This window comes from Pseudoxanthomonas gei (assembly GCF_010119615.1).
GTDB classification, from domain to species: domain Bacteria; phylum Pseudomonadota; class Gammaproteobacteria; order Xanthomonadales; family Xanthomonadaceae; genus Pseudoxanthomonas_A; species Pseudoxanthomonas_A gei.
Map to the genome: position 1 here is coordinate 87,402 of NZ_QOVG01000003.1, position 26,681 is coordinate 114,082.

Consider the following 26,681-nt stretch of genomic DNA (forward strand, 5'->3'; position numbering starts at 1 on the left):
TGGCGCCCATGGCAGCCGGGCAGGCCCGGCGCTACGCAAGACCTGCCCTCAGTCGGCGGTGAACTTCAGGGTAGCGATCACCCCGTGCTTTTCACCCGGCCTCACGCCTACCTGCCAGCCATAGAGTTCGCATAGCCGGCTGACGATGGACAGGCCAATGCCGCCGCCCTGCGAGTGGCCGGCATGGGTTCCGCGATAGCCGCGCTCGAACAGCCGCGCGGCATCTTCCGGGCTCAGGCCCGGCCCTGAATCGATGACTTCCACGCTGTCAGCCAGCAACCTCACCACCACTTCGCCCGTCAGCGTGTACTTCACCGCATTGCCGACCAGGTTGCCCAGCGCCACCGAAACCGCCGACTCGGGGGCATCGACGGTGAGGCCGCTTTCCCCTTCCATGCGCAAGGTCAGCGGCTTGCTGCCAAGTTGCGCCCGGTGCACGTCCAGCAGCTGTTCGGCCACGCGCGCCACCAGGGTGTTGCCCTGGCCGCGCTCGTTGCGCGACAGCAGCAGCAGCGAACCGATCAGGTCGGTGCATTGCTGCTCGGCGCGCTGGATGCGCAACAGCCGCTGCATCACCTTCTCGTCCAGCGCGGGCCGCGCCAGCAGCAGCTCGGTGGCGCCACGGATCACCGCCAGCGGCGTGCGCAGTTCATGGCTTACGTCGGCGTTGAATTCACGGTCCCGCTGCACGACCTCGGTCAGGCGCGCGGAATAGTCGTCGAGCGCTTCGGCCAGTTGACCGACTTCGTCGTCGGGGAAATTGGGAGCCAGGGGCTTTGGATTGCTGGTGCCCCGGTACGCCCGCAGCAGACGAGCCAGGTCCGAAACGGGTCGCATCACCTTCGACGCCGACCACCATCCCAGCACCAGCGACAGGCCCACGAACAGGGCAACGGCGAAAACCAGCCAGCGAACCAGTCGCTCCTGGGCGGTCTTCGCCCGCAAGGTGTCATAGGCAAGGAAGTACCAGGCATCCGGCGTCTTCCTGACCGCCACCTTGTAGGACAGCGGCTTGTTGTTTTCGTCGGTGCCGTTATAGCTGGCGATGCCCTCGGGCATCCTGACCCATTCGGGGTAGTCCACCGCCAGCCTGGCCATTGCCGCGGGATCGTTCGGGTTCACCACCCGGCCATACATCTGCTCGACTGCCAGGGTCGGCTTGGCGTCGGGGTTTTCCTGGTGTGAGCGCATGTAGACGTCGATGTTGCGCGTCATCACATCGTCCACCAGCTGGTTCTCGATGTACTTGCTGGCCCAGACCGTGGCGAAGGCGAACAGGACGGTGAGGCCGAAGCCCAGCAGCACGAAGGAAAGCACGATCCGGCTGCGCAGCCTCCGCCGGTAGCTCCGGTGGGTCGTCCCCAGCGAAGCGACCAAGTCGCCCGCCTTAGGCATCCGGTGCGGCTATCCGGTAACCGATGCCATGGCGGGTCTGGATGAAGGGCGTGTCGAACGGCTTGTCGACCACGGCCCGCAATCCATGGATGTGCACGCGCAGGGAATCCGAATCCGGCAACTCCTCTCCCCACACCCGCGTTTCCAGTTCCTGGCGCGTCACCACCGCAGGCGAAGCCTCCATCAACGCCTGCAGGATCTTCAGCGCGGTGGGGTTGAGTTGCAGCAGCTTGCCCTGGCGACGCACTTCCAGGGTGTCCAGGTTGTACTCCAGCTCTCCCACCTCGAGCACGCGCGTCTGCACGCCCTTGCCGCGACGGGACAGCGCATTGAGGCGAACCTCGACTTCCTGCAGGGCGAAAGGCTTGATCAGGTAGTCGTCGGCGCCGGAATCAAAACCGGCCAGCTTGTTGTCCAGCGTGTCCCGTGCGGTGAGCATCAATACGGGCGTCTGCTTGCGCGCTTCGTTGCGCAGCTTGCGGCAGACCTCCAAGCCGTCCATGCCGGGCAGGTTGAGGTCCAGCACGATCGCGTCGAAGTCGTGGACGACCGCCAGGTGCAGGCCGGTCACGCCGTCGGCGGCGAAGTCCACAGTGTGGCCGCGATCCTCGAGGTAGTCGCCAAGGTTGGCGGCTATGTCGCTGTTGTCTTCAATGACGAGTATTCGCATGGGTGTCCCGGTAATGCGTCAGTGGAATGCGGCGCGCCCGAAAAGGCGCGGCCTGTAACTTAACAAATCGGACTTAACAATTGTCCTTGCAAGAGGGCTGATGTCCCAGCCGTTCATCGAAAGGCGCGCGGGCAAAGAAAAAGCCCAGGCCGGAGTTCGGCCTGGGCAAAGGGTTTACCCGATTACCGTAGTACTGCTCGCCCCGCCACTGACGATAGCGGGACGGCACAGGCTTGCGGCCCGGCCAAGCTACGCCGGCGTCGATTAAAGCGCCGTTAAACATCCGCCGCCGCAGCCCCGCAATGCCGCTACAGCGGGCTTATATGATTGAATTCATTGGTTAAATTTGCCTGCAGCCAAGAGATGCCCGGCAATATCGGCAATGATGGCGCCGGCCACGTCCTCGCCACATGCCTGCTCGATGCCCTCCAGTCCCGGGGTCGAATTGACCTCCAGGACCAGGGGGCCGCGGCTGGAGCGGATCAGGTCGACACCGGCCACGCTCAGCCCCAGCACGCGTGCGGCGCGCAGGGCGACGTCGACCTCGTCGGTGCTGGCAAGGACGCTTTCGGCCACGCCACCACGATGCAGGTTGGACCGGAAGTCACCTTCGGGCGCCTGCCGGCGCATCGCCGCCACCACCCGGTCGCCGACCACGAAGCAGCGAAGGTCGGCGCCCTGGGCCTCGCCGATGAATTCCTGGACCACGAAATTGGCGTACAGGCCGCGCAGGGCCTCGACCACGCTGCGGGAGGCCGAGGGTTTCTCGGTCAGCATCACCCCGGCGCCCTGCGTGCCCTCGTTGAGCTTGATCACGTGCGGCGGCGGGCCGAGCATCGACAGCAGGTCGACCGTGTCGTCCGGGTTGTCGCCAAACACGGTGATCGGCATGCCGATGCCCTGCGCGGCCAGCAACTGGTGCGCGCGCAGCTTGTCACGCGCGCGCAGGATGGCGTCCGAGGGGTTGGGGGTATGGCTGCCCATCAGTTCGAACTGGCGCAGCACGGCCGTGCCATAGCGGGTGATGGATGCGCCGATGCGCGGGATCACCGCGTCATACCCGGAAATAGGTTTGCCCTTGTAATGCATGCTGAAGCCATCGCTGGCGATGCGCATGTAGCAACGCAGCGGATCGAGCACGCGCACGGTGTGGCCGCGCGTGCGCGCTGCTTCCACCAGCCGGCGCGTCGAATACAGCTTGCTGTTGCGGGACAGGATTGCGAGTTTCACCGTGGCCGCCTGCTGGGAAAAGTCGCCGGAAGGCGAGCCATGGAGCGGGTGAAGGGAATCGAACCCTCGTCAGTAGCTTGGGAAGCTACAGCTCTACCATTGAGCTACACCCGCGTTGCGCCAAGAGCTACGCGGGAAAATCCGCGCAGCAAGAGCATGCGGCAAAAGTTTAGTCGGCGCGCGCCCGGCGGCGCAATGCATGCGTGCCGGGCGGCGAGGTCGCGATGCGGACGGAAGACCCGCCGCTTCAGAATCCACCACTCAAGGTCAGGAACAGGCCGGCGTTTCTGCCGCCCTGCTGCGCCACCAGGGCGGTGGCGCCGAAATCGGCATTCAAGCCACCCCAGCGCGTGCGCGCGCCCAGCAACACGGTGCCATAACTGCGATCGACCCCCAGCCCGGGGACCGCGAACACGCCGCTGACCGGAATCGAGTTCAGGCTGGCGAACGCTTCATCGGGCGAGCCCTCGAATTCGTGGTCGAAGGTCACCCGCGCATACGGCGCCAGCGTTGCCCCGGCGTTGTAGCGCACCTGCCAGCCCAGGCTGCCGACCAGCGAGTCGTAATCCTGCTGCGGGTAGGAAAGGGCGGTGGCCAGGGTGCCGGCCTCCGCATAGCCGTCGACCTCGATCTTCTGCGAAAGCACGCCCAGCACCGGTCCGTGGGTGATCACGCCGTCGACGAACTCGAAGCCCGCATTGAGGCCGACGCTGAGGTTGCTGCCGTCGGGCGAGCCGGAGTGCTGCCGCGTGCTGATGCCCAGGTGCAGGTTGCGTTCCACGTCGAAGGCCAGCTTGGAGTAACTGACCTGGCCGTTGATCCATGCCGACTCGCCATACCAGCCGGCGAAGGCGCCCAGCGTGGATTCGGTCTGGCGGAACTCGCCGGCGTCGTGGCCGTAGTCCTGGGTGCCCCGGCCGTAGCCCAGGAAGCCACCGAACACCATGTTCCCGCGCGACCAGTCGATGCCGAAGGTGCCCGCAGGGGTCGTGCCCTCGTAGGAGTCGCCGTGATCCTGCTTTTGCCAGTCGCCGCGCACGTCGCCCCACCAGCGCGTGCCTTCGGCCAGGGGCGCAGTGCCCACGTGCAGGGCGACGCGGTCAGCGCGCGAACGGCCGGTGGTGGCGGCCGAATGCGGCAGCATCGCCACCTGGCGCGGACCTTCGAGCACCGACACCGCGTAATCGGCCAGGATCCGGTGGGTGGCGCTGCTGGGGTGCACGCCATCGGCAAACACGTAGGTCTGGTCGGCGCCGGGCACCACATAGTTGGCGGGCGTGCAGGTCAGCGAGCTGCCCGGGCAGGCCGTGCCGGTGGTGTTGGTGAAACCGTAGCGCGCGGCGTCGGCCACGATCTCCTGCTGCAGCTGGAAGGTATTGAGCGGGATGACCCGCAGGCCGGCATTGGCCAGCCCGTTGAATATCTGCTGGTTGAAGGAATTGGCGACCCCCGTGGCGGCCGCGCCCAGGCCGGCGCCCAGTGCAAACGGGGTCAGTCCCGCGTCGGGAATCGTGGGCACCAGGATGTAGCGCGCCCCGGCATCGTGCAGGTGCCCAACGGCCTCGACCATCTGCATGCCCACCGGCGCGAAGATGTCGAAGGCCAGCAGGTCATTGCCTCCGCCCCAGACCGTGTACAGGGCATCCGGGTCGGCGACCCCGCCATGGCTGGAGAGGTACTGGTCGATCTGGGCGGTCACCGGAATGGCATTGGCGACCGGTGTATCCAGGCGCGCGCCCCCGATGGCGTAGTTGGTGCCCCCCTGGTTGTCGGTGGTCGCGTCGGTGCCGTAGTGGTCGGCGACCCATTGCGCCCAGACCCATCCCGGATTGGTGGTGAAGCGGCCGGCCTGGGCGCGGATGTTGGCAGGCAGCGTGTTCTGGAAATGGCCGGAGTCGGTCAGGCTGTCGCCGAAGAAGTAGGTTTGCGAGTAAACGTCCTGCGCCAGCGCCGGTGCGGCGGCAACCGCAAGGGCCAGGGCAAGCAGGGTGCGAACGGGACGGGCGGACTTCATGCAGCATCTCCAGGAAAAAAGTGTGGCCATGGGCCTGTGCCGGCATGGTACGTACGGCGGCGTATAGCGACATGGTTTCATCTCGCCCTCCCCCGCTCACGCTGCGATGCGTCATGCGCGGCGCCGATGCGGCAAAATGCCCGCATGCAGATCGAACTCAACGGCCAGCCGCGCCACATCCCCGAAGCCATTACGCTGGCGCAACTGCTTGCCGGCGAGGGCCTGGCCGAACGGCGCGTGGCAGTGGAGGTCAACGGCGAGATCGTGCCACGCGGCCAGCACGCCACCCACGCACTGGGCCCGGGCGACCGCGTCGAGGTCGTGCATGCGCTGGGAGGCGGCTGAAGCACGCTCGCCAGCCACAGGGCACATGGGCGCGGACACATGGGCGATAATCCACCCATGAATCAGCCGATCAATCCACCCAGCAACTCCGACCCGCTCATCATCGCCGGCAAGTCCTACCACTCGCGCCTGCTCACCGGCACCGGCAAGTTCAAGGATTTCGACGAAACCCGCCGCGCCACCGATGCCGCGGGCGCGCAGATCGTCACCGTCGCCATCCGCCGCACCAACCTGGGCCAGTCGCCCAACGAGCCCAACCTGCTCGACGTGCTGCCGCCCGACCGCTACACCCTGCTGCCCAACACCGCCGGCTGCTATACCGCCGAAGACGCCGTGCGCACCTGCCGGCTGGCGCGCGAGCTGCTGGATGGCCACACCCTGGTGAAACTGGAAGTGCTGGGCGACCAGCGCACTTTGTTCCCCGACGTGATCGGCACCCTGAAGGCGGCCGAACAGTTGGTCGCCGATGGTTTCCAGGTCATGGTCTATACCAGCGACGATCCCATCCTGGCCAAGCGCCTGGAGGAAATCGGCTGCGTGGCGGTGATGCCGCTGGCCGCGCCGATCGGCTCGGGCCTCGGCATCCAGAACCGCTACAACCTGCTTGAGATCATCGAGAACGCCAAGGTGCCGATCATCGTCGACGCCGGCGTGGGCACCGCATCCGACGCCGCCATCGCCATGGAGCTGGGTTGTGATGGCGTACTCATGAACACGGCGATCGCGGGCGCACGCGACCCGGTCCTGATGGCCAGTGCGATGCGGAAGGCGGTCGAAGCCGGACGCGAGGCCTTCCTGGCCGGGCGCATTCCCCGCAAGCGCTACGCCAGTGCGTCCTCGCCGGTGGACGGATTGATCGGCTGAGATGACCGGCACCGCGCCCAATCCGCCCAAACCCTACACGGCTACCACCGGCCACCGCGCCGTGCGCAGCTTCGTCCTGCGCCAGGGCCGGTTCACGCCCGCGCAGCAGCGCGCCTTCGATGAGCTGTGGCCGCGTTTCGGGCTGGACTTCATGCGGCCCGAAGGCAGCGGCACCCCGCGCGATTTCGACCAGGTTTTCGGGCGTGCGGCGCCAAGAGTGATGGAGATTGGTTTTGGCAATGGCGATGCGCTGCGCTTTGCCGCCGCCCAGGATCCGTCACGCGACTATCTGGGCATCGAAGTGCATGCGCCCGGCGTGGGCCGCCTGCTGAATGCGCTGGAAACAGACAACGCCACGCATGTGCGGCTGTACCACCACGACGCGGTGGAAGTGCTGCGCGATGACATCGCCGAAGGCTCGCTCGACGAAGTCCGCATCTATTTCCCCGACCCCTGGCACAAGAAGCGCCACAACAAGCGCCGCCTGATCCAGCCGGAGTTCGCCGCGCTGCTGGTCTCGCGGCTGCGCCTTGGCGGTCGCCTGCATGCGGCTACCGACTGGCAGGATTACGCCGAGCAGATGTGGGACGTGCTGGACGCAACCCCAGGCCTGGAAAACCGCGCCGGACCGCGCGGCCACGTGCCACGCCCGGACTGGCGGCCGCAGACCCATTTCGAGACCCGCGGCCAGAAGCTCGGCCATGGGGTGTGGGATCTTCTGTACGACAAGAACCGGGAACGGGAAATGGGGAATGGGGAATCGTAAGAGCGTGCGCACCTCACTCTCCCGGGCACGACGAGGCACTTGCTCTTTCTCCGTGAACAGCGGACTGCTTGCCGTGTCGGTGATGCATGCAGCATTCGGGATGTGTGTTGTCCATTCCCCATTCCCCATTCCCCACTCCCGTCCCTGATGGACACCGCCCTGACGCTGACCAACGACATGAAGCTCGTCCTCGGGCTGGTCGGCTTCACCATGGCGATGTTCCTGTTCGAACGCATACGCGCCGACGTGGTCGCGCTGATCGTGCTGGTGATCCTGGGCCTGACCGGGCTGGTGGCGCCCGAAGAACTGTTCGGCGGCTTCTCCGGCAACGCGGTGATGAGCATCATCGCCACCACCATCCTGGGCGCGGGGCTGGACCGCACCGGCGCACTCAACCGGCTGGCGTCGTGGCTGCTGCGCCGTGGCCGCGGCGTCGAGCAACGCCTGCTGCTGATGACCACGGCCATTGCCGGACTCAATTCCTCGTTTATGCAGAACCCTTCGGTGATGGCGTTGTACCTGCCGGTGGCCTCGCGCCTGGCCTCGCGCAGCAGCCTGTCGCTGCAACGCCTGCTGTTGCCGGTTGCGTCTGCCATCGTCATGGGCGGCGCGCTGACCATGGTCGGCAATTCACCGCTGATCCTGCTCAACGACCTGCTGGTCTCGGCCAACAACAACCTGCCTTCCGGCATGGCCACCATCGAGCCGCTGCGCATGTTCGCGCCGATGCCGGTAGGCCTGGCGCTGATCATCGCCTCCCTGCTGTATTTCCGTTTCCACGGCGACAAGCGCCTGCGCGAGGAGACCGAAACCAGCGTGGCGCCGGCGCGCACCGAAAGCTATTTCGCCAATACCTATGGCATCGAGGGCGATGTCTTCGAGCTGGTGGTCAGCGCCGAAAGCCCGCTGGTGGGCATGTCGCTGGGAGACGCCGAGGCCCTGCACGACGCGCCCCTCATGCTGGCCCTGCAGACCGGCAACGACACCCGCCTGGCGCCACCGGCCGACATGCGCATCTGGGTCGGCAGCGTGCTGGGGGTGATGGGTTCGCGCGAAACGGTGCTGGATTTTTCGCAGAACCACTTCCTGCGCCTGTCGTCGCGGCTGCGCCACTTCGGCGACCTGTTCAACCCGAGCCGCGCGGGTATCTCCGAAGCCGTCATCCCGCCCACTTCGAAATATATCGGCAAGACCGCCGCCGACCTGCGCCTGCGCAAGCAATCGGGCATCAGCCTGCTGGCGATCAACCGCGACAAGAAGGTTATGCGCGAGGACGTGCGCAAGGTGGCGCTGCGTGCGGGCGACCTGCTGGTGTTCCACAGCATCTGGCAGGACCTGGCCGTGGCTGCGGAGAGCCGCGATTTCGTGGTGGTCACCGATTACCCCAAGGGTGAGCAACGCCCGCACAAGTTCAAGATCGCGATGGCCATCTTCGCCATCACCATCCTGATCGCGCTGACCTCGAAGCTGCCGGTCGCGCTGACCCTGATGACCGGCGTGGCCGGCATGCTGGTGACCGGCGTGCTGCGCATGGACGAAGCCTATGCCTCGATCAACTGGAGGACGGTGTTCCTGATGGCCGGCCTGATCCCGCTGGGCTGGGCCATGGACAGCAGCGGTACCGCGGCCTGGGTGGCAGGGCACACGGTCGAGCGACTGCCGGAAGGCATTCCGGTCTGGGTGCTGGAAGTCGCCATCGCGCTGCTGACCACGGCGTTCTCGCTGGTGATCAGCCATGTGGGCGCGACCATCGTGATGGTGCCGCTGGCGATCAACCTGGCGCTGGCGGCGGGTGGCAACCCCACGGCGTTCGCGCTGATCGTGGCGCTGTCGGCGTCCAACAACCTGATGACGGCTTCCAACCCCGTCATCTCGATGGTGACCGGCCCGGCCAACTACACCAGCCGGCAGCTGTGGCGCGTGGGTGGACCGCTGTCACTGATCTACACGGCCGTGGTGGTGCTGGTGATCAACCTGATGTTCTGGTGGACCGGGCGTGGCTGAGCAGGCTGCCGCGATGGTGCTCAGGCAGGTCAGCGGCGCGTTCGCGGTCTGCCGCTTGCCTGCGGGCAGCGAGATCCCGCACTGGTTCCATCCGGGAGGATTCGCCTCGATATCGTGGACGGCCGAAGAACTGTCGATCGTCTGCGACGAGGCCATGGTGCCGGAAGACGTGCAATGCGAGCGCGAGTGGAGCTGCCTGGTGCTGCAGGGCCCGTTCGCCTTCCACATGACCGGCGTGCTGCTGCAGGTACTGCAGCCGCTGGCGCTGGCGAAGATCGGGATCTTCGCCCTGTCCACCTTCGACACCGACTACGTGCTGGTCAAGCAGCATGACCTGGAGCCGGCGAAGCGGGCGCTGCGGGAAAGCGGACTGACGGTGCTGCAATAGGCCTTGCGCTGCGGCGGTGATCCATGGAGGCAACTGCGCATCACGCGCTGAGCACTACCTCGCCCTCGCGCACTTCCACGGAGATGGCGCGCAGCGAGTCGCCGCGGCACGGGCCGGCGATGCAGGTGCCGCCGGCCAGCTCGAACGAGGCGCCATGTGCCGCGCAGACCAGATGGCCTTCCTTGCTTTTCAGGAACTTGCCCGGCGCCCAGTCCAGCCGGCGCCCGGCGTGCGGGCAGACATTCAGCCAGGCGTGCACGTTGGAACCGCTGCGGTGCAGGATCAGCGACTCGGCAGTGCCGTCCACGACGGCCTCGACTTCCGCGAAGGAGCCGTCTTCCATTGAATCGAGTGTGATCAGCGACATGGGTTTAACGAACTTCTCACACTGTCATTGTTTCGTCATCCGATACTGCCGCACCGGCCTCGGCCACATTCTGTCACGACCCGCCCGCATGCCCAGTACCCGTTTCCGCTTTGACAGCTCGCGCCTGCGTTCGGCGTTCGCGCCGCGCAAGCCACGCCATCCCTTGTTGCGCCTTGGCTTCGGGTTGGCGGGACTGGCATTGCTGTGCCTGCTGGTGTTCTTCTCGGTGTTCGTGGGCGCGGCCATGATCGTGGCGGGACTTGCGTGGAAGCTGCTCGGCCAGCGGGGCAAACCCATCGCAGTGCGCGATGCCAGCGTAATGGATGGCGAATACCGCGTCGTGCGCAAGCCGGCGCTGCCGATCTGACCGCACGCACCCTGGCTGCGCGCACCCGATTACGCGCACAGGCCATCCCCACCGGTGCTGCCTCTCGGCCGTTCGGCGCGGCCTGGCTTAAACTCCCGCGTCTCCCCACAGCGACGCCTGCCCGATGACCGACCTGATTCCGACCCCCGCGCAGGCGCGCGTCCCCGTCCGTGGCGGCGGTACCTTCCCGGTGCGGCGCATCTATTGCGTGGGCCGCAACTTCGCCGACCATGCACGTGAGATGGGTGCGGTGGCACCTGCCTCGAAGGCCGAGCGCGGCCAGCCGGTGTTCTTCCTCAAGCCGGCCGACGCGGTGGTCACCGGCAATGCAAATGTTCCCTACCCGCCCGGTACCCGCGACCTGCATCACGAAGTGGAGCTGGTGGTGGCGATAGGCATCGATGCCGCTCCCGGCGTGATCGCGCTGGAGGATGCACCGGCGCTCATATTCGCCTATGGCGTAGGCCTGGACCTCACCCGCCGCGACCTGCAGGGTGCAGCCAAGGCCAAGGGATTGCCGTGGGATACGGGCAAGGGCTTCGATCATTCGGCCCCGGTCAGCGAGCTGGTGCCCGCCGCAGAGGTGGACGCGCTGGCCGACCGCAGCCTGACCCTGGTGGTCAACGACAGCGTGCGCCAGCAGGGCAGCCTGCACGACCTGATCTGGGACGTGCCGGACATCCTGCATGAGCTGTCGAAGCTGTTCGCATTGAAGGCCGGCGACCTGGTATTCATGGGCACGCCCGCCGGCGTGGGGCCACTGCTTCCAGGCGACGCGTTCGTCGCCACGCTGGAAGGCGTCGCCGAACTCCGCGGCCGCATCACCGCCTGATCGGCATTGCGATATAGTCCGTCCGCACGGGCGCGCCAGCGCCCATCAACGGAGGTTCCCAATGGGCATGATCAGCGAATTCAAGGAATTCATTGCGCGGGGCAACGTCATCGACCTGGCCACGGCCGTGGTGATCGGCGCGGCGTTCGGCAAGATCGTCACCGCGCTGGTGGACGGCATCGTGATGCCGGTCATTGGTTACCTGACCGGCGGGGTCAGCGTCAGTGACTGGAAGTACGTGCTCAGCCCTGCCTCGATGGACGCGGCCGGCAAGGAAGTCGCTGAAGTAGCGATCCGCTACGGCGCCTTCATCCAGACCTTGATCGATTTCCTGTTGATCGCGTTTGTCATCTTCCTGGTGCTGAAGGCTTACAACCGCATGCGCAAACCGGCGGAAGAGCCCGCGGTGGCGACTCCCGAGGACGTGCTGCTGCTGCGCGAGATACGCGATTCCCTGAAGCGCTGACACCGACCCGCTTCACATCGCGCCAAAGCCGCGGGCTGATAAGCTCGCGGCTTCTTTTTGCTGCGGAACATGCCATGCGCTTGCTGCCTCTTGTCCTTGCACTTTCGATTTCACCAGGCCTGCTGGCAGCAGAGCGCGAAACACGTATCCCCGACACGGCACTGGCCATTGCCGCGCAGTTGCGCGCACAGGCACTGGCCGACGTCACCGGTTGGAAAACCGTTGAAGCGCTGACCACCGAAGTCGGCCCGCGCCTGGCCGGCAGCGAGGCCGACGCGCGTGCCGTGGCCTGGGCGCAGGCAAGGTTCAAGGCGTTGGGCTTCGACAAGGTCTGGACCGAACCGGTGACCTTCCCGCGCTGGGAACGGCGCGGCGAGACCGCGGCGATCCTCGGCGCCAGCGCCCAGCCATTGACCATCACCGCGCTGGGTGGAAGCCCGGGCGGGAAGATCGAAGCCGAGGTGGTTCGCTTCGCCGACCTGGCCGCGCTGGAAGCGGCGCCGGAAGCATCGCTGGCCGGCAAGATCGCCTTCGTCGACTACCAGATGCAATCGGCGCGCGACGGCAGCGACTATCGCAATGGCAGTGCGATCCGGGGCAAGGGGCCGTCGGCGGCCATCCGCAAGGGCGCCGTCGGTTTCCTGATGCGCTCGGCCGGCACCGACCACCACCGCGTCGCGCATACCGGCATCACCCGTTTCGATGAAGGGCTGACACCGGTGCCTTCGGCCTCGCTCACCATTCCCGATGCCGACCAGCTCGCGCGCGTGCTGGCGATCGGACCGGCGCGCGTGCGCCTGTCGCTGGATTGTGGCTGGAACGGCGAGGCGACTTCCTACAACGTCATCGGCGAGATCACCGGGCGCAGCCTGCCCCGGGAAGTGGTGCTGATCGGTGGTCACCTGGATTCATGGGACCTGGGCACCGGCGCGATCGACGATGCCGCCGGCGTCGGTATCACCATGGCCGCCGGCCACCTGATCGGCCAGCTGAAGCAGGCACCCAAACGCACGATCCGCGTGGTCGCCTTCGCCAACGAGGAACAGGGCCTGTACGGCGGCAAGGCCTACGCCGCCCGGCACGCAAGCGATGCCGCTCGCCACCAGCTGGGCGCCGAAAGCGACTTCGGTGCCGGTCGCATCTACGGTTTCAACACCGGCGCACCCGCGCATGCGCGTGCAGCGACGCTGCAGATCGCCGAAGCATTGAAGCCATTGGGCATCGAGTACCTGGCCGACAAGGGCGACGCGGGTCCGGATATCGGGCCCATCGCCGGGAAGGGCGCGACCTGGGCGTGGCTGGGACAGGACGGCAGCGACTACTTCGACCTGCACCACAACGCCGATGACACCTTGGACAAGATCGATCCCCAGGCGCTGGCCCAGAACGTCGCGGCCTACACCGTGTTCGCCTACCTGGCGGCGGAAGCGGACGGGGATTTCGGCAGCGTGGTGAAAGCAGAGGTTGTGGAAGCTGCGCCGGGCAAGTGACCGGCGTTGGTCCGGATTGCGCAAGCAAGCCGCGGTAACACGCCTAGTGCAGGAACAGCCGGGCAAGCCCGGCTCTCCACATCAGTGGTGACGCCATTGGGCCAGGAACACGGCGGTGGCGGCGGCGACGTTGAGGCTTTCCACCGCGCCGGAACCGGGGATCGACAATTGCAGGTCGCAGTCCTGCGCCAGTTCCTCGTCCATGCCTTCCCCCTCGGCGCCCATCACGTACACCAGCCGCTGCGGCAATGCGGTGGAAAACAGGTCCTGTCCGCCACGCACGACGGTCGCCGCGAGGGTGAAGCCGGCGGCGCGCAGCCCTGCCAGGGCATCCTCGCGATCCTGCATGCGCACCAGCGGTACATGCTCGGCGCCACCCTCGGCCACGCGGGCGGCTGCGCCTGATACCGACAGCGTCGATGCCTGCGACTGCAGGATGGCCGATACGCCGAAATGCGCGGCCGAACGCAGGATCGCGCCGAAATTGTGCGGATTGCCCACGCCATCCAGCCACAGTGCCAGCACCGGCCCGGCCGGCAGCGACTGCAGCCATGCCGGCAATGAGTGCGGCTCCACCCGCAATACATCGGCGACCACGCCTTCGTGATGCGAACTGGCGGCCAGTTTGCCCAGGTCCGCTTCCTCCACCACCCGATAGCCGATGCGCTGTTTCACGCACCAGGCCAGCAGCGGCTGCAGCTGCGGAATGCGGGATTCCAGCAGGTAGATCTTGCGGATCGCGTCGGGGCGATGGGCGAACACGGCCTGCACGGCGTTGAGGCCGTAATAGCGCAGCTCGGGCTTGTTGCCCGCGTCGCGGCGGGGGACGAAACCCTCGTCACGCGCACCGGCAACTTCCTGGCGCCGGTCCACGTTCTCGCGCTTGCGGGTGTCGGCGGTGCGGATGCTGGCCTGCTCCCAGGGGGAAGGCGGTTTACTGGTCATCGTCGAGATTCCTGCGTACTTTGGCGAACACGCGCAGATCATGCAGCACCCCGCGCTTGAATACTGCCGCGCGTTGCACGCCCTCTTCCAGGAAGCCGTTGCGGCGCAGCACCTGGGCCGAGCCGATGTTGAAGCCCAGGACCGTGGCGTACAGCCGGTACAGCTGCAATTCGCGCATGACCCAGGGCGCGAACACCGATACCGCGCCGGTCATGGTGCCCTTGCCCCAGTGCGCGCGGCCCAGCCAGTAGCCGAATTCGGCGGCGTGCGCACGCTCGCCCAGGCCGGGACTCGCGGCGATGCCCCCGCAGGCTTCGCCATCGATCTCGACGGCGAAGATCGGGCCGGACAGGTCGAGGACGCGGCCGGACAGGAAGTCTTCGCCGTCCTCGCGCGTGTACGGTGAGGGGAAGCGGTCACTGACCCCACGTGCCACCTGCGAGTCGTCGGCGTGGCGCAGCAGGCTTTCCAGATCGGCCTCGCGCCAGCGCCTCAGCACGAAACCCTCGCCCTGCAGCGTGATCTCAGCCATGTCCGCCTACCGCCGGCGTTTCGGCTTCCAGCTTCTCCAGCTCGTGGGCCACCGCTTCGGGTGACCGGGTGAAAGGAGCGAGCACGCTGTAGGCCGCCGGCACCACCAGCAGCGACAGCAGGGTGGAGAAGGCCACGCCGAAGATGATCACCACGCCGATGGTGGCGCGGCTGGCCGAACCAGGGCCGCCTGCCAGCACCAGCGGCACCGCGCCCATGATGGTGGCGATGGACGTCATCAGGATCGGCCGCAGCCGCACCGTGCAGGACTCGATGATGGCCTGGTGCACGCTGCGGCCTTCGTCGCGCAGCTGGTTGGCGAACTCGACGATCAGGATGCCGTTCTTGGCCGCCAGCCCCACCAGCATCACGATGCCGATCTGGCTGAACAGGTTCATGGTGCCGCCGGTGATCCACAGGCCCAGCAAGGCACCGAGCACGCCCAGTGGCACGGTCAGCATGATGCCGAGCGGATGGATGAAGCTTTCGAACTGTGCCGCCAGCGCCAGGTACACGATCAGCAGCGCCAGGGCGAAGGTGAACAGCACGGCGCCACCGGCCTGCTGGAACTCGCGGGACTCGCCCTTCCAGTCGATCTGCGCATAGTCCGGCAGTTCTTCGGCCACCACTTCCCGGGTCCAGGCGATCGCCTCGCCCATCGGATAACCCGGCGCCAGCCCCGCCGAGATGGAAATGGCGCGCAGGCGGTTGAAGCGGTTGAGCGAACCCGGCTCGGCGACTTCGCTCAGGGTGACCAGGTTCGACAGCGGCACCAGGTCGCCGCTGCTGGAACGCACCTGGATGGCCTGCAGGTCGGCGGGACTGGCGCGGCCTTCGCGGCCGGCCTGCACCAGCACGTCGTATTCCTCGCCGTTGTCGACGAAGGTGGTGACCTGGCGCGAACCCATCATCGTTTCCAGCGCACTGCCGACTTCCGATACCGACACGCCCAGGTCGGCGGCGCGCTCGCGGTTGATGTCCACGCGCATCTGCGGGCGGGTTTCCTTGTAGTCGGAATCGGCGCCGACGATGCCGGGGTTGTCCTGCATGCGCGCCAGCAGCTTGTCGCGCCACTGCGCGATCTCGGCGTAGTCCGGCCCACCCAGCACCACGGTGAAGGGCTGGCCGCGCGAGCGCACCAGGCCGCCACTGACCTGGGTGCGCGCGCGCACGCCGGTCAGCACCGACAGCCGCTTCTGCATGTCGGCGGCCACCGCGGCCGTGTCCTGCTCGCGCTTGTCCCAGTCCTGCAGGAATACCGACATGCGCCCGGTATGCATTTCCTCGCTGGCGCCAAACCCGCCCGGCACGCGCGGGTTGGCGCGCATGATCGGCTGGCCCTCGCCTATGAGTGGCGCGACGATGGCTTCGACCTGCTGCATCTGCCGCACGGTGTAGTCGTAACCGGCACCTTCCGGGCCGTCGATCAGCACCTGGAACGAGCCGCGGTCTTCGGCCGGCGCCAGTTCGGAGGGAATGACCCGGAACAGCAGCACCGCCAGCACCATCGCCACGACCATCAGCCCGCCGAACAGCCAGCTGCGGTGCACGGTCTTTTCCAGGGTGCGCTGGTAGCCACGGCTGACCTTGTCGAACTGGCGATTGACCCATCCACTGACCCGGTTCGGCCTGTTGTTGCCCGCGCCGTCCTTCGAGTGCGCCTTCAGCAGCTTGGAAGACATCATCGGGGTCAGGGTCAGCGCGACGAAGGCGGAAATCGCGACCGCCGCGGCCAGGGCCACCGACAGTTCTCGGAACAGGCGGCCGGTGTTGCCTTCCAGGAAACCGACCGGCAGGAATACCGCGACCAGCACCGCAGTGGTGGCCAGCACGGCGAACGCGACCTGTTCGGTGCCGCGCTTGGCCGCGACCAGCGGCGGCTCGCCCAGGTCGACGCGGCGCTGGATGTTTTCCACCACCACGATGGCATCGTCCACCACCAGGCCGATGCACAGCACCAGCGCCAGCAGGGTCAGCAGGTTGATCGAGAATCCGAACGCATACAGGGCGATGAACGAGGCGACCAGGCAGACCGGCACCGTGACCGCCGGGATCATCGCCGCGCGCACGCTGCCCAGGAACAGCCAGATCACCAGCAGCACCAGCACGATGCCTTCGATCAGCGTTTCGTAGACACGGTCGACCGCGGCGTCGATGAACGTGGTGGTGTCGAAGGCCACGAAGATGTCGGTGCCCTTCGGTAGCGAGGTGCGGATGACGTCGGCCTGCGCGCGCACCGCGCGGGCGACGTCCAGGCTGTTGGCGGTGGAGGTCTTGACGATGCCCAGGCCGACGTTGGGCACACCATTGCTCTTGAAGTAGGCCCGACGCTCCTCGGAAGCCAGTTCGACCTTGGCCACGTCGCCCAGGCGTACCACGTAGCCATCGGCGCCCTTGCCGAGCGGGATGCGGGCGAAGTCTTCCGGCTTCTGGTAGCCGCGGGTGACACGCAGGGTGAAGTCGCGATCGGCCGACTCGATGCGTCCGGCCGGCGGCTCCACGTTTTCGCTGGCCAGCGCGTTTTCGACGTCGGAGACCGCCAGCCCCCGCGCCGCCATCTGGTCGCGGTCCAGCCACACGCGCATGGCATAGCGCTGCTGGCCGCCGATGCGGACCTGGGCGACGCCATCGATGCTGGACAGCCGGTCGACCACGTAGCGCTCGGCGTAGTCGCTGAGCTGCAGCGTGTCCATCGTGCTGGAGCTCATGTTGAGCCAGATGATGGGGTCGGCATCGGCTTCGACCTTGGCGATCTCCGGCGCGTCCGCTTCCTCGGGCATGCGGTCGATGACCCGGCTGACGGCATCGCGCACATCGTTCGCCGAGGCCTCGATGTCGCGCGAGAGGTTGAATTCGATGCTGATGTTGGAACGGCCGTTGGCGCTGCGCGACTCGATGGTGTTGACGCCTTCGATGCCGGACAGCGCATCCTCCAGCACCTGGGTGATGCGGGTTTCCACCACCGAGGCCGACGCACCCCGGTAATTGACCGACACCGAGACGATCGGCGGATCGATGGCCGGCAATTCGCGCAGGGTAAGACGGCTGAACGACATCACGCCCAGCACGATCAGCAGCAGGCTCATCACCACGGCGAACACCGGGCGCTTGATCGACAGGTCGGACAGCTTCATGGGCGATCAGCCCTTCGCCGCGGCGGGCTTCTGCGCACGCGGCGCCTTGCCGTCTACGACCTTGCTGCCAGCGCGCAGCTTGCCGGTGCCATCGACCACGATGCGCTCGCCCGCCTTGATGCCCTGGGTGATCTCGGCCTTGCCCGAACTGCGCGCACCCACCTCGACCTTGGCCTGTTCGACGCTGCCATCGGCCTTGACCCGGTACACGAAGGTGTCGCGCCCGACCTGCACCAGCGCGATCTCGGGCACGATCAGGGCCTGGCGCTCCGGTCGTGACAGCTGTACTTCCATCAGCATGCCCGGGCGCAGCGCGCGGTCGGGGTTGGGGAAATCGCCACGCACCACGACTGCACGCGTGGCGGCGTCGATGCGCGCATCGATGGTGCTGACCACGCCCTCGAAGTCACGCCCGGGATAGGAGGTGCTGTGCGCGAGCAGGGTCTGGCCATTGGCCACGTTGGCGAGCTGGCTTTCGGGCACCGGGAAGTCGACGTAGACGCGGGAAATGTCATCCAGGGTGGCGATCACCGTGCTCGGGGTAATCAATGCGCCGGGGCTGACCTGGCGGATGCCGAGCACCCCGGCGAAAGGCGCGCGCACGTTGCGGTCGCCGATGTCCGAACGGGTCTGCTGCACGCGCGCGGCGGCGGCGTCGCGGATCGCCTTCTGCGTATCCAGCGAGGCGCGCGCCACCAGTTGCTGGTCGGCCAGCGTCACCTGGCGGCGATACAGCCGGTCGGCCTCGGCGAAGGTGGCCTGCGCCTCGACCAGCGAGGCCCGTTGCGAATCGCCGCGCAGGGTGATCAGCGGCGCGCCGGCGCGAACCTCGTCGCCGCTCTCGAAGTGCACGTCCTGCACGACTTCACTGACCTTGGAAGTCAGGGTGACCGATTCGCGCGCCTTGGCCGTGCCGATCGCCTGCAGGGTGTCGCTCCAGGCAGAGGGCTGCACGACCAGCATGGTGACCGGAACCGGCGCGGAGCGCCCTTCATCGGGGCGCGTGGCCGCCTTGTCCTTGCCGCACGCAACGACCAGGGGAATGAGCATTGCAAGCAACGCAACGCGCGCGCCGGATCGGATCAGCATGGAGGGTCCCGTAATCTTGGTTACCACCGGAGTTTACCGGTCCGGGGTTAACGCCTGTGTGTTGGACAGGTTGACGGCCAGGCCTGGTCCACAGCCATGACCAATGGCCCTTGTGCCAGCTTCAGATGGCTCCTGCCGTTGTATCCGCGAGCAGCAGGAGATCGCTCGAAACAACAGAGACCAATAGAGAAATTAGTCATCGCGGCGAACGCCGGGCCCCAGCTGGCAGCGCTGTGGAGCGTGGGTCCTGGCTTGACCAGCCATTTGGCTGTTGAACGCCGCCGGGATGAGGCAATGTGTTCTTGTCAGCGTCAGGACAGGCCGAGCTTTTCCAGCACCTGCGCCGCCAGCTTTTCCGGGGAAGCACTGGCCGCATCAAGCCGCAATTCGGCGTGTTCCGGAATTTCGTAGGCCGAGTCGATACCGGTGAAGTTGGGAATCTCGCCGGCACGCGCCTTCCTGTAAAGACCCTTGACGTCGCGTTCCTCGGCCAACGCCAGCGGCACGTCGACGAAGATTTCCATGAACTCGCCCTCTTCGAAACGCGCGCGCGCCATCTGCCGCTCGGCGCGGAACGGGGAAATGAAACTGACCAGCACGATCAGGCCCGCATCGGCCATCAGCCGCGCGACTTCGGCGACGCGGCGGATGTTCTCCACGCGGTCCTCGTCGGTGAAGCCGAGGTCGCGGTTGAGCCCGTGGCGCACGTTGTCGCCGTCCAGCAGGAAGGTGTGGTAACCCAGCGCGTGCAGGCGCTTGTCGACCAGGTTGGCGATGGTGGACTTGCCCGCGCCGGACAGGCCGGTGAACCACAGCACCCGCGGCGCCTGGCCCTTGATGCGCGCGCGCGCGGCCTTGTCGACTTCGAGATGCTGCCAGTGCACGTTGCCGGCGCGACGCAGGGCGAAGTCGAGGGTGCCGGCGGCGACGGTGTTGTTGCTGTGCCGGTCGATGAGGATGAAGCCGCCCAGCGCGCGGTTTTCCGCATAGGGCGCGAAGGCGATAGACTCGTCCAGGCTCAGGTTGACGTAGGCGACCTCGTTCAACTCCAGGCGCTTGGCGGCCAGGTGTTCCTGGGTGTTGACGTCGATGCGGTGCTTGATCTCGCTGACCGTGGCCGCGACCGTGCGCGCCCCGATCTTGAGCCAGTACGGCCGGCCCGGCAGCAGCGCCGCATCGTCCATCCACAGCAGGTGCGCGGCGAATTGGTCGGCCACCTGCGGCGGATCGCCCGCCGCGGCGATCACGTCGCCACGACTGATATCGATCTCGTCGGCCAGGGTCAGCGTCACTGCCTGTCCGGCGCGCGCGACCTGCGCTTCGCGGTCGCCGACAAAGACCCTGGCCACGCGCGAACGGCGGCCCGAGGGCAGCGCCACCACGTCATCGCCCGGCCGGGTGCTGCCTGCGGCAATGGTGCCGGCGAAGCCGCGGAAATTCTGGTTCGGGCGGCTGACGTACTGCACCGGCAGGCGCAGGCCATCACTGGCTTCCCGGGCAGAAAGTTCCACGGTCTCCAGATGCTCGAGCAGGCTGGGCCCCGGGTACCACGGCATGGCGTCCGAATGCTGCGACAGGTTGTCGCCGTTCAAGGCCGACAGCGGGATGCAGGTGACCTGGGCGAGGCCGAGTTGCGCGGCCAGCGCCTGGTAGCCGCTGACGATCTCTTCGTAGACGGCCTGGTCGTAGTCGACCAGGTCCATCTTGTTCACCGCCAGCACCACGTGGCGAATGCCCAGCAGCGACACGATGTAGCTGTGCCGGCGGGTCTGGGTCAGCAGGCCTTTTCTTGCATCCACCAGCACCACCGCAACATCGGCGGTGGACGCACCGGTGGCCATGTTGCGCGTGTACTGCTCGTGTCCCGGGCAGTCGGCGACGATGAACTTGCGGCGTTCGGTGTCGAAATAGCGGTAGGCGACGTCGATGGTGATGCCCTGCTCGCGCTCGGCGGCCAGGCCATCCAGCAACAGCGCGTAGTCGATCTCGCCACCACGGGTGCCATGGCGCTTGCTGTCGGCGCTGAGCGCGGCCAGCTGGTCGTCGAACAGGCGCTTGCTGTCGTACAGCAGCCGCCCGATCAGCGTGCTCTTGCCATCGTCGACGCTGCCGCAGGTGATGAAGCGCAGCAGCGGCTTTTCTTCGTGCTGCTTGAGGTAGCTGGCGATGTCAGACATGGGATCCCCTTTGGAAAAGGGGGGCAAGGGCGGATTTGCTCTTGATCTTGATCTCGATGTTTCCAAGGGGTATCGCGAAGAGCAAATCCCCCTCAGTCCCCATTTTGCAAAGGGGGAGGCCAAAGCGGGTGCTCGCGTGGATCCCGGCCATCAGAAATACCCCTCCAGCTTCTTCTTCTCCATCGATGCGGTCGGATCCTGGTCGATCACCCTGCCCTGGCGTTCGGAGCTGGTGGTCACCAGCATCTCGGCGATGATCTGCTCCAGGGTTTCGGCATCGGATTCGATCGCGCCGGTCAGCGGGTAGCAGCCCAGCGTGCGGAAGCGCACCTTCCTCAACTGCGGCACTTCGCCCTCGTACAGCGGCAGGCGTGCGTCGTCGACCAGGATCAGGGCGCCATCACGCTCCACCACCGGGCGTTCGGCAGCGAAATACAGCGGCACCACCGGAATGCCTTCGCGATAGATGTACAGCCAGATGTCCAGTTCGGTCCAGTTCGACAGCGGGAAGGCGCGCACGCTCTGGCCCTTGTCGATGCGCGCGTTGTACACGTTCCATAACTCGGGACGCTGCTGCTTGGGGTCCCAGCGATGCTTTTCATTGCGGAACGAGAACACCCGCTCCTTGGCCCGCGACTTTTCCTCGTCGCGGCGTGCCCCCCCGATAGCCGCGTCGAAGCCGTGCTGGTCCAGCGCCTGTTTCAGGCCCTGGGTCTTCATCACGTCGGTGTGCACGGTGGCGCCGTGGCTGATCGGCCCGATATCGCGGGCGATGCCGTCGGGATTGATGTGCACGTGCAGTTCGGTGCCGGTCTCTGCCACGCGGCGGTCGCGGAAGGCGATCATCTCGCCGAACTTCCAGCGCGTGTCCACGTGCAGCAGCGGGATCGGCGGAGGCGCCGGTGCGAAGGCCTTCAGCAGCAGGTGCAACAGCACCGAGCTGTCCTTGCCCACCGAATACAGCAGCACCGGGTTGCGGAACTCGGCCGCCACTTCCCTGAGGATATGGAGGCTCTCGGCTTCGAGGCGGTCGAGGTGGGACAGGGAAGGCAGGGAACTCATCAAGGACCGGGTCGAAGGAGGCGCGGGACGGTGACGAAGATTAGCAGCCGGTCCCCGAAGGCCGCCGAGTATTCGGCCTGCGGAGGCCCTGGTTGAAATAAGCGCAGGGCATGAAGGCATAACCAGATGTCGTTTCTGCACGCTTTAACGGCTGCCTAACATCGACCGTCCCCAGATGACCCTCGCGAGTCAAACCCATGACCGCTGCACCGCCGGCGTTGGCCCCCAGTCCCTTGCCCGAAGAGCGCAAGGCGTTGCTGGCACGCGTGGTGGAAGGCCTGGACGGCCCCAGCCTGTGGTGGCTGTCCGGCTATGCCGCCGGCCTGGCCCACGCCAGCCCGGCCCCGCAGCCGGGACTCGCGGTCCTGCCGGGCGGCGCCGCCCAGGCCAGCCAGCGCCTCACCGTGGTCTATGGCAGCCAGACCGGCAACGCGCGCCGGGAAGCGGAAAAGATCGCGGCCGAAGCCGAAGCCGCCGGCCTCAACGTGCGCCTGCTGCGCGCCGACGCCTATCCGCAGCGCGAACTGGCCGGCGAGCGCCTGCTCTACCTGGTCATCAGCACCCAGGGCGAAGGCGATCCGCCGGACGACGCCATCGGCCTGGTCGAATTCATTGCGGGCAAGCGCGCGCCCAAGCTGCCCGAACTGAAATACGCGGTGCTGGGCCTGGGCGATTCCAGCTATGCCGATTTCTGCGGCATCGGCCGCCGCCTGGATGCACGGCTGGCGGAACTCGGCGCCAGTCGCCTGTTCGCCGCCGGCGAAGCCGACCTGGACATCGACACGGTCGCCCTGCCCTGGCGTGAACAGGCGCTGGTCCAGGCGAGGACCCTGCTGAAGGCGTCTGCGACGCCTTCGGCCACGGTCACGGCGCTGCGTCCGCATGCGGTGTCGCTGTATTCGCACGACAAGCCGTTCGCCGCCGAACTGCTGCTCAACCAGCGCATCAGCGGCCGGGAGTTCAAGGGCGTGGGTTTCCTCAAGTACGGTGGCATCGGCAAGGACGTGCGTCATCTGGAACTCTCGCTGCAGGGCTCCGGGCTGCATTACGAGCCCGGCGATGCGCTGGGCGTGCGCCATCGCAACCCCGGCCTGCTGGTGGAGGGCGTGCTGCAGGCGCTGGAGCTGGACGGCGATGCGTCCGTGCAGGAAAAGAACGAAGCGCTTCCGCTGCGCGAATGGCTGGCCACACGCAGGGAACTGACCAGGCTGAGCCGTCCCTTCCTGGCCAGCCACGCGGCGCAGTCGCGTTCGGAACAACTCAATGACCTGCTGGGTCCGGCGCGCAACGCCGACTTCACCGAACTGCTGGGCAGCCACCAGCTGGTCGACGTATTGCGGCGCTGGCCCGCGCAGTGGGAGCCGCAGGCGCTGGTGGCCGCACTGCGCCCGCTGGCCCCGCGCCTGTACTCCATCGCCTCCAGCCGCAAGCGGGTGGGCGAGGAAGTGCACCTGACCGTCGACGTACTGGATTACCAGGCCTTCGGCCACGCGCATGTGGGCGCGGCCAGCGGTTTCCTGTCCTCGCTGGCAGAGGGCGACCACGCGCCGGTCTATATCGAAGCCAACGACCGCTTCCGCGTACCGGCCGATGGCAGCCGCGACATGATCATGGTCGGGCCCGGCACCGGGGTGGCGCCGTTCCGCGCCTTCGTGCAGGAACGCGCCGAGACCGGCGCTTCGGGGCGCAACTGGCTGCTGTTCGGCGCGCGCCACTTCAACACCGATTTCCTTTACCAGAGCGAATGGCAGGACGCGCTGCGCACGGGCGAGCTGCATCGCCTGGACCTGGCGTTCTCGCGCGATCAGGCGCAGAAGGTCTACGTGCAGCAGCGCCTGCGCGAACGCGGCCGCGAGGTCTTCGACTGGCTGCAGGGCGGCGCGCACTTCTACGTGTGCGGCGCCATCGGCATGGGCAAGGACGTGCACGCGACGCTGCTGCAGATCGTGGCCGAGCAATCCGGCGTGGATGCCGAAGGCGCCGCCGAGTACCTCGGCAGACTGCAGGCGGAGGGCCGCTACAGCCGCGACGTGTATTGAACCGCCGAAGCCCGCTTCTACGAAAAAACGCCAACGGCTACGCACACCCATGAGCACCCATTCCGTCGAAGACATCAAATCCGAAAGCAGGCGCCTGCGCGGCAGCCTGCTCGACAGCCTGGCCGATCCGGTCACCGGTTCGCTGCGCGAATCGGACCAGACCCTGATCAAGTACCACGGCAGCTACCAGCAGGACGACCGCGACGTGCGCGACGAGCGCCGCCGGCAGAAGCTCGAACCCGCCTACCAGTTCATGATCCGCACGCGCACGCCTGGCGGCGTGGTGACGCCGCGGCAATGGCTGCTGCTGGATTCCATCGCCACCCGCCATGCCAACCATTCGCTGCGCATCACCACGCGCCAGGCCTTCCAGTTCCACGGCGTGATCAAGCGCGAACTGAAGGCCACCATGCAGGCCATCAACGCGACCCTGATCGACACCCTGGCCGCCTGCGGCGACGTCAACCGCAACGTGATGGTGGCGGCCAACCCGCTGCAGTCGGCGGTGCACGCGCAAGTGCAGGACTGGGCCGCGAAAGTGTCCCGGCACTTCCTGCCGAACTCGCGCGCCTACTACGAGATCTGGCTGGACGAGGAGCGTGTAGCCGGCAGCGGCGACGAGGACGAGCCGATCTACGGCAGCACCTACCTGCCGCGCAAGTTCAAGATCGCCTTCGCGGTGCCGCCCACCAACGACGTGGACGTGTTCGCCAACGACCTGGGTTTCATCGCGGTGATCGAGCACGGCGAGCTGGCCGGCTTCAATGTCAGCATCGGCGGCGGCATGGGCGCCAGCCATGGCGACGCGGAGACCTACCCGCGCGTGGCCAACGTGGTCGGCTTCATCACTCCCGACCAGCTGATCGCGGTGGCCACGGCCGTGGTCACCACCCAGCGCGACCTGGGCAACCGCGACGTGCGCAAGCGCGCGCGCTTCAAGTACACCATCGACGACCACGGGCTGGACACGGTGGTGGCCGAAATCGAACAACGCGCCGGGCTGTCCTTCGCGCCCGCCCGCGCCTTCGTGTTCGACCACAACGGCGACCGCCTCGGCTGGGTACAGGGCGAAGACGGTCGCTGGCACCTGACCCTCAATCTTTCCGCCGGCCGCATCGCCGACCGCCCGGGTGCACCACATCTGACCGGGCTGCGCGAGATCGCCAACGTGCACCGCGGGGAGTTCCGCATGACCGGCAACCAGAACCTGGTGATTGCCGGCGTGCCGGAAGGCGAACGCAAACGCATCGACGCCCTGGTTCATGCGCATGGGCTGGATGCGGGCTTGCGCCTGGGCACGGCGCTGGCACGCGCCGCCATCGCCTGCGTCGCGTTGCCGACCTGCGGCCTGGCCATGGCCGAGGCCGAGCGCTACCTGCCCGACTTCAGCGCCAGGCTCGAGCCGCTGCTGGAAAAGCATGGCCTGCGTGACGCGCCGATCCTGCTGCGCATCTCCGGCTGCCCCAACGGCTGCTCTCGCCCGTACCTGGGCGAGATCGCCCTGGTCGGCAAGGCGCCCGGCCGCTACAACCTGATGCTGGGCGCCGACCATCGCGGCCAGCGGCTCAACACGCTGTACCGCGAGAACATCGCCGAGAACGACATCCTCGACGCGCTCGATCCGCTGTTCGCACGCTACGCGGGCGAACGCGCGGCCGGCGAAGGCTTCGGCGATTTCCTGCACCGCAGCGGCGTGGTCGCCCTGCCCCCCTACCCGACACACCGACAGATCCCGCTGGAGCTGCACGCATGAGCGCACCCAATCTCCATCCGTCCCTGGACATCGCCGCCAACGAGCCGGCCTCGCTGGCCGAGCTCAACACGCTGCTGGAAAGCCGCACCGCCGAAGAACGGGTGGCGTGGGCACTGGAGCACGGGCCGGCCCGCGCCGGGCTTTCCTCCAGCTTCGGTGCGCAGGCCGCGGTGATGCTGCACATGCTGACCCGCCAGCAACCCGACATCCCGGTGATCCTGATCGACACCGGCTACCTGTTCCCCGAGACGTACCGTTTCGCCGACCAGCTGCACGAGCGCCTGAAGCTCAACCTGCAGGTGTTCCGTCCCCTCGTCAGCCGCGCCTGGATGGAAGCCCGCCACGGACGCCTGTGGGAACAGGGGGTGGTGGGCATCGACCAGTACAACGGCCTGCGCAAGGTGGAACCGATGAAGCGCGCCTTGCAGGAACTGGACGTGGGCACCTGGTTCACCGGCCTGCGCCGCAGCCAGTCCAGCAGCCGCAGCCAGACCCCGGTATTGCAGCAACGCGAGCAGCGGCTGAAGGTGAACCCGATCGTCGACTGGACCGACCGCGACATCTGGGTCTATATGAAGAAGCACGAGCTGCCTTACCACCCGCTGTGGGACGAAGGCTATGTTTCCATCGGCGACTTCCACACCACTGCGCGCTGGGAACCGGGCATGAGCGCCGAGGACACGCGCTACTTCGGGCTCAAGCGCGAGTGCGGGATCCACGTCGAGGTCTGAGCATCGACTTCGGGCATCGAGG

Annotated in this window: 23 protein-coding genes and 1 tRNA gene; 12 read left to right on the forward strand and 12 right to left on the reverse strand. The window is 66.9% G+C overall.

Features of this window, described 5'->3' with window-relative positions:
- Positions 1-48: 48 nt before the first annotated feature.
- From DT603_RS05425 to DT603_RS05445, 5 genes are all read right to left on the reverse strand, one after another.
- Positions 49-1,395 carry a sensor histidine kinase gene (locus DT603_RS05425; protein ID WP_162348849.1) on the reverse strand — a complete coding sequence of 449 codons (1,347 nt, stop codon included), beginning with the start codon at positions 1,393-1,395 and terminating at the stop codon, positions 49-51.
- A complete protein-coding gene (locus DT603_RS05430) occupies positions 1,388-2,065 on the reverse strand; it encodes a response regulator transcription factor (protein ID WP_162348850.1) in 678 nt (225 codons plus the stop codon). Before DT603_RS05430 ends, DT603_RS05425 begins: the two co-directional genes overlap by 8 nt.
- A gap of 333 nt (positions 2,066-2,398) precedes the next feature.
- Complete coding sequence (gene rimK / locus DT603_RS05435) at positions 2,399-3,295, reverse strand: 30S ribosomal protein S6--L-glutamate ligase (RefSeq protein ID WP_162348851.1); 897 nt, start codon at positions 3,293-3,295, stop codon at positions 2,399-2,401.
- 40 nt (positions 3,296-3,335) lie between these two features.
- Positions 3,336-3,409 (reverse strand) — tRNA-Gly (locus DT603_RS05440).
- Between the two features lie 133 nt (positions 3,410-3,542).
- Positions 3,543-5,309: an autotransporter outer membrane beta-barrel domain-containing protein gene (locus DT603_RS05445; RefSeq protein ID WP_162348852.1), complete on the reverse strand. Its 1,767-nt coding sequence runs from the start codon at positions 5,307-5,309 to the stop codon at positions 3,543-3,545.
- Positions 5,310-5,453: 144 nt separating this feature from the next.
- Here DT603_RS05445 and thiS point away from each other — a divergent pair, with 144 nt between their 5' ends.
- From thiS to DT603_RS05470, 5 genes are all read left to right on the forward strand, one after another.
- Positions 5,454-5,654, forward strand: coding sequence for a sulfur carrier protein ThiS (thiS, locus tag DT603_RS05450; RefSeq protein ID WP_162348853.1), 201 nt, complete (start codon positions 5,454-5,456; stop codon positions 5,652-5,654).
- Positions 5,655-5,711: 57 nt separating this feature from the next.
- Positions 5,712-6,518, forward strand: coding sequence for a thiazole synthase (locus DT603_RS05455; protein ID WP_211368302.1), 807 nt, complete (start codon positions 5,712-5,714; stop codon positions 6,516-6,518).
- 1 nt (position 6,519) lies between these two features.
- Entirely contained in the window at positions 6,520-7,284 is a 765-nt protein-coding gene (trmB, locus tag DT603_RS05460) for a tRNA (guanosine(46)-N7)-methyltransferase TrmB (RefSeq protein ID WP_162348855.1), read from the forward strand.
- Between the two features lie 147 nt (positions 7,285-7,431).
- Complete coding sequence (locus tag DT603_RS05465) at positions 7,432-9,288, forward strand: SLC13 family permease (protein ID WP_162348856.1); 1,857 nt, start codon at positions 7,432-7,434, stop codon at positions 9,286-9,288.
- Entirely contained in the window at positions 9,281-9,676 is a 396-nt protein-coding gene (locus tag DT603_RS05470; RefSeq protein WP_343037723.1) for an ACT domain-containing protein, read from the forward strand. The genes DT603_RS05465 and DT603_RS05470 overlap by 8 nt, the downstream gene beginning before the upstream one ends.
- Before the next feature lie 40 nt (positions 9,677-9,716).
- Here DT603_RS05470 and DT603_RS05475 read toward each other — a convergent pair whose 3' ends face one another.
- Complete coding sequence (locus tag DT603_RS05475) at positions 9,717-10,043, reverse strand: Rieske (2Fe-2S) protein (RefSeq protein WP_162348857.1); 327 nt, start codon at positions 10,041-10,043, stop codon at positions 9,717-9,719.
- An 88-nt stretch (positions 10,044-10,131) separates the two neighbouring features.
- Here DT603_RS05475 and DT603_RS05480 point away from each other — a divergent pair, with 88 nt between their 5' ends.
- The 4 genes from DT603_RS05480 to DT603_RS05495 all read left to right on the forward strand — a co-directional run bounded on the left by DT603_RS05480 (position 10,132) and on the right by DT603_RS05495 (position 13,198).
- A complete protein-coding gene (locus tag DT603_RS05480) occupies positions 10,132-10,410 on the forward strand; it encodes a hypothetical protein (RefSeq protein WP_162348858.1) in 279 nt (92 codons plus the stop codon).
- A 124-nt stretch (positions 10,411-10,534) separates the two neighbouring features.
- Entirely contained in the window at positions 10,535-11,242 is a 708-nt protein-coding gene (locus tag DT603_RS05485; protein ID WP_162348859.1) for a fumarylacetoacetate hydrolase family protein, read from the forward strand.
- A gap of 61 nt (positions 11,243-11,303) precedes the next feature.
- On the forward strand, positions 11,304-11,708 hold the full coding sequence (mscL, locus tag DT603_RS05490) for a large-conductance mechanosensitive channel protein MscL (protein ID WP_162348860.1): 405 nt from the start codon (positions 11,304-11,306) through the stop codon (positions 11,706-11,708).
- Positions 11,709-11,782: 74 nt separating this feature from the next.
- Positions 11,783-13,198 carry a M28 family peptidase gene (locus DT603_RS05495; RefSeq protein WP_162348861.1) on the forward strand — a complete coding sequence of 472 codons (1,416 nt, stop codon included), beginning with the start codon at positions 11,783-11,785 and terminating at the stop codon, positions 13,196-13,198.
- Between the two features lie 81 nt (positions 13,199-13,279).
- Here DT603_RS05495 and DT603_RS05500 read toward each other — a convergent pair whose 3' ends face one another.
- From DT603_RS05500 to cysD, 6 genes are all read right to left on the reverse strand, one after another.
- Positions 13,280-14,143 carry a TrmH family RNA methyltransferase gene (locus DT603_RS05500; protein WP_162348862.1) on the reverse strand — a complete coding sequence of 288 codons (864 nt, stop codon included), beginning with the start codon at positions 14,141-14,143 and terminating at the stop codon, positions 13,280-13,282.
- Positions 14,133-14,675 (reverse strand): GNAT family N-acetyltransferase, encoded by a 543-nt coding sequence (locus tag DT603_RS05505; RefSeq protein ID WP_162348863.1) that lies wholly within the window; start codon positions 14,673-14,675, stop codon positions 14,133-14,135. The genes DT603_RS05500 and DT603_RS05505 overlap by 11 nt, the downstream gene beginning before the upstream one ends.
- On the reverse strand, positions 14,668-17,808 hold the full coding sequence (locus tag DT603_RS05510; RefSeq protein WP_162348864.1) for an efflux RND transporter permease subunit: 3,141 nt from the start codon (positions 17,806-17,808) through the stop codon (positions 14,668-14,670). The genes DT603_RS05505 and DT603_RS05510 overlap by 8 nt, the downstream gene beginning before the upstream one ends.
- Before the next feature lie 6 nt (positions 17,809-17,814).
- Entirely contained in the window at positions 17,815-18,897 is a 1,083-nt protein-coding gene (locus DT603_RS05515) for an efflux RND transporter periplasmic adaptor subunit (protein WP_162348865.1), read from the reverse strand.
- Between the two features lie 311 nt (positions 18,898-19,208).
- Positions 19,209-21,074: a sulfate adenylyltransferase subunit CysN gene (gene cysN / locus DT603_RS05520; protein ID WP_162348866.1), complete on the reverse strand. Its 1,866-nt coding sequence runs from the start codon at positions 21,072-21,074 to the stop codon at positions 19,209-19,211.
- Positions 21,075-21,224: 150 nt separating this feature from the next.
- Positions 21,225-22,136: a sulfate adenylyltransferase subunit CysD gene (gene cysD / locus DT603_RS05525; protein ID WP_162348867.1), complete on the reverse strand. Its 912-nt coding sequence runs from the start codon at positions 22,134-22,136 to the stop codon at positions 21,225-21,227.
- 197 nt (positions 22,137-22,333) lie between these two features.
- On the opposite strand from cysD, the gene DT603_RS05530 reads away from it, so the two are divergent.
- From DT603_RS05530 to DT603_RS05540, 3 genes are read left to right on the forward strand one after another with little or no spacing between them, the layout of a single operon-like run.
- Positions 22,334-24,175, forward strand: coding sequence for an assimilatory sulfite reductase (NADPH) flavoprotein subunit (locus tag DT603_RS05530; protein WP_162348868.1), 1,842 nt, complete (start codon positions 22,334-22,336; stop codon positions 24,173-24,175).
- Positions 24,171-25,928: an assimilatory sulfite reductase (NADPH) hemoprotein subunit gene (gene cysI, locus DT603_RS05535; RefSeq protein WP_343037728.1), complete on the forward strand. Its 1,758-nt coding sequence runs from the start codon at positions 24,171-24,173 to the stop codon at positions 25,926-25,928. Before DT603_RS05530 ends, cysI begins: the two co-directional genes overlap by 5 nt.
- A complete protein-coding gene (locus DT603_RS05540; protein ID WP_162348870.1) occupies positions 25,925-26,659 on the forward strand; it encodes a phosphoadenylyl-sulfate reductase in 735 nt (244 codons plus the stop codon). Before cysI ends, DT603_RS05540 begins: the two co-directional genes overlap by 4 nt.
- The last annotated feature ends 22 nt before the right edge of the window (positions 26,660-26,681 follow it).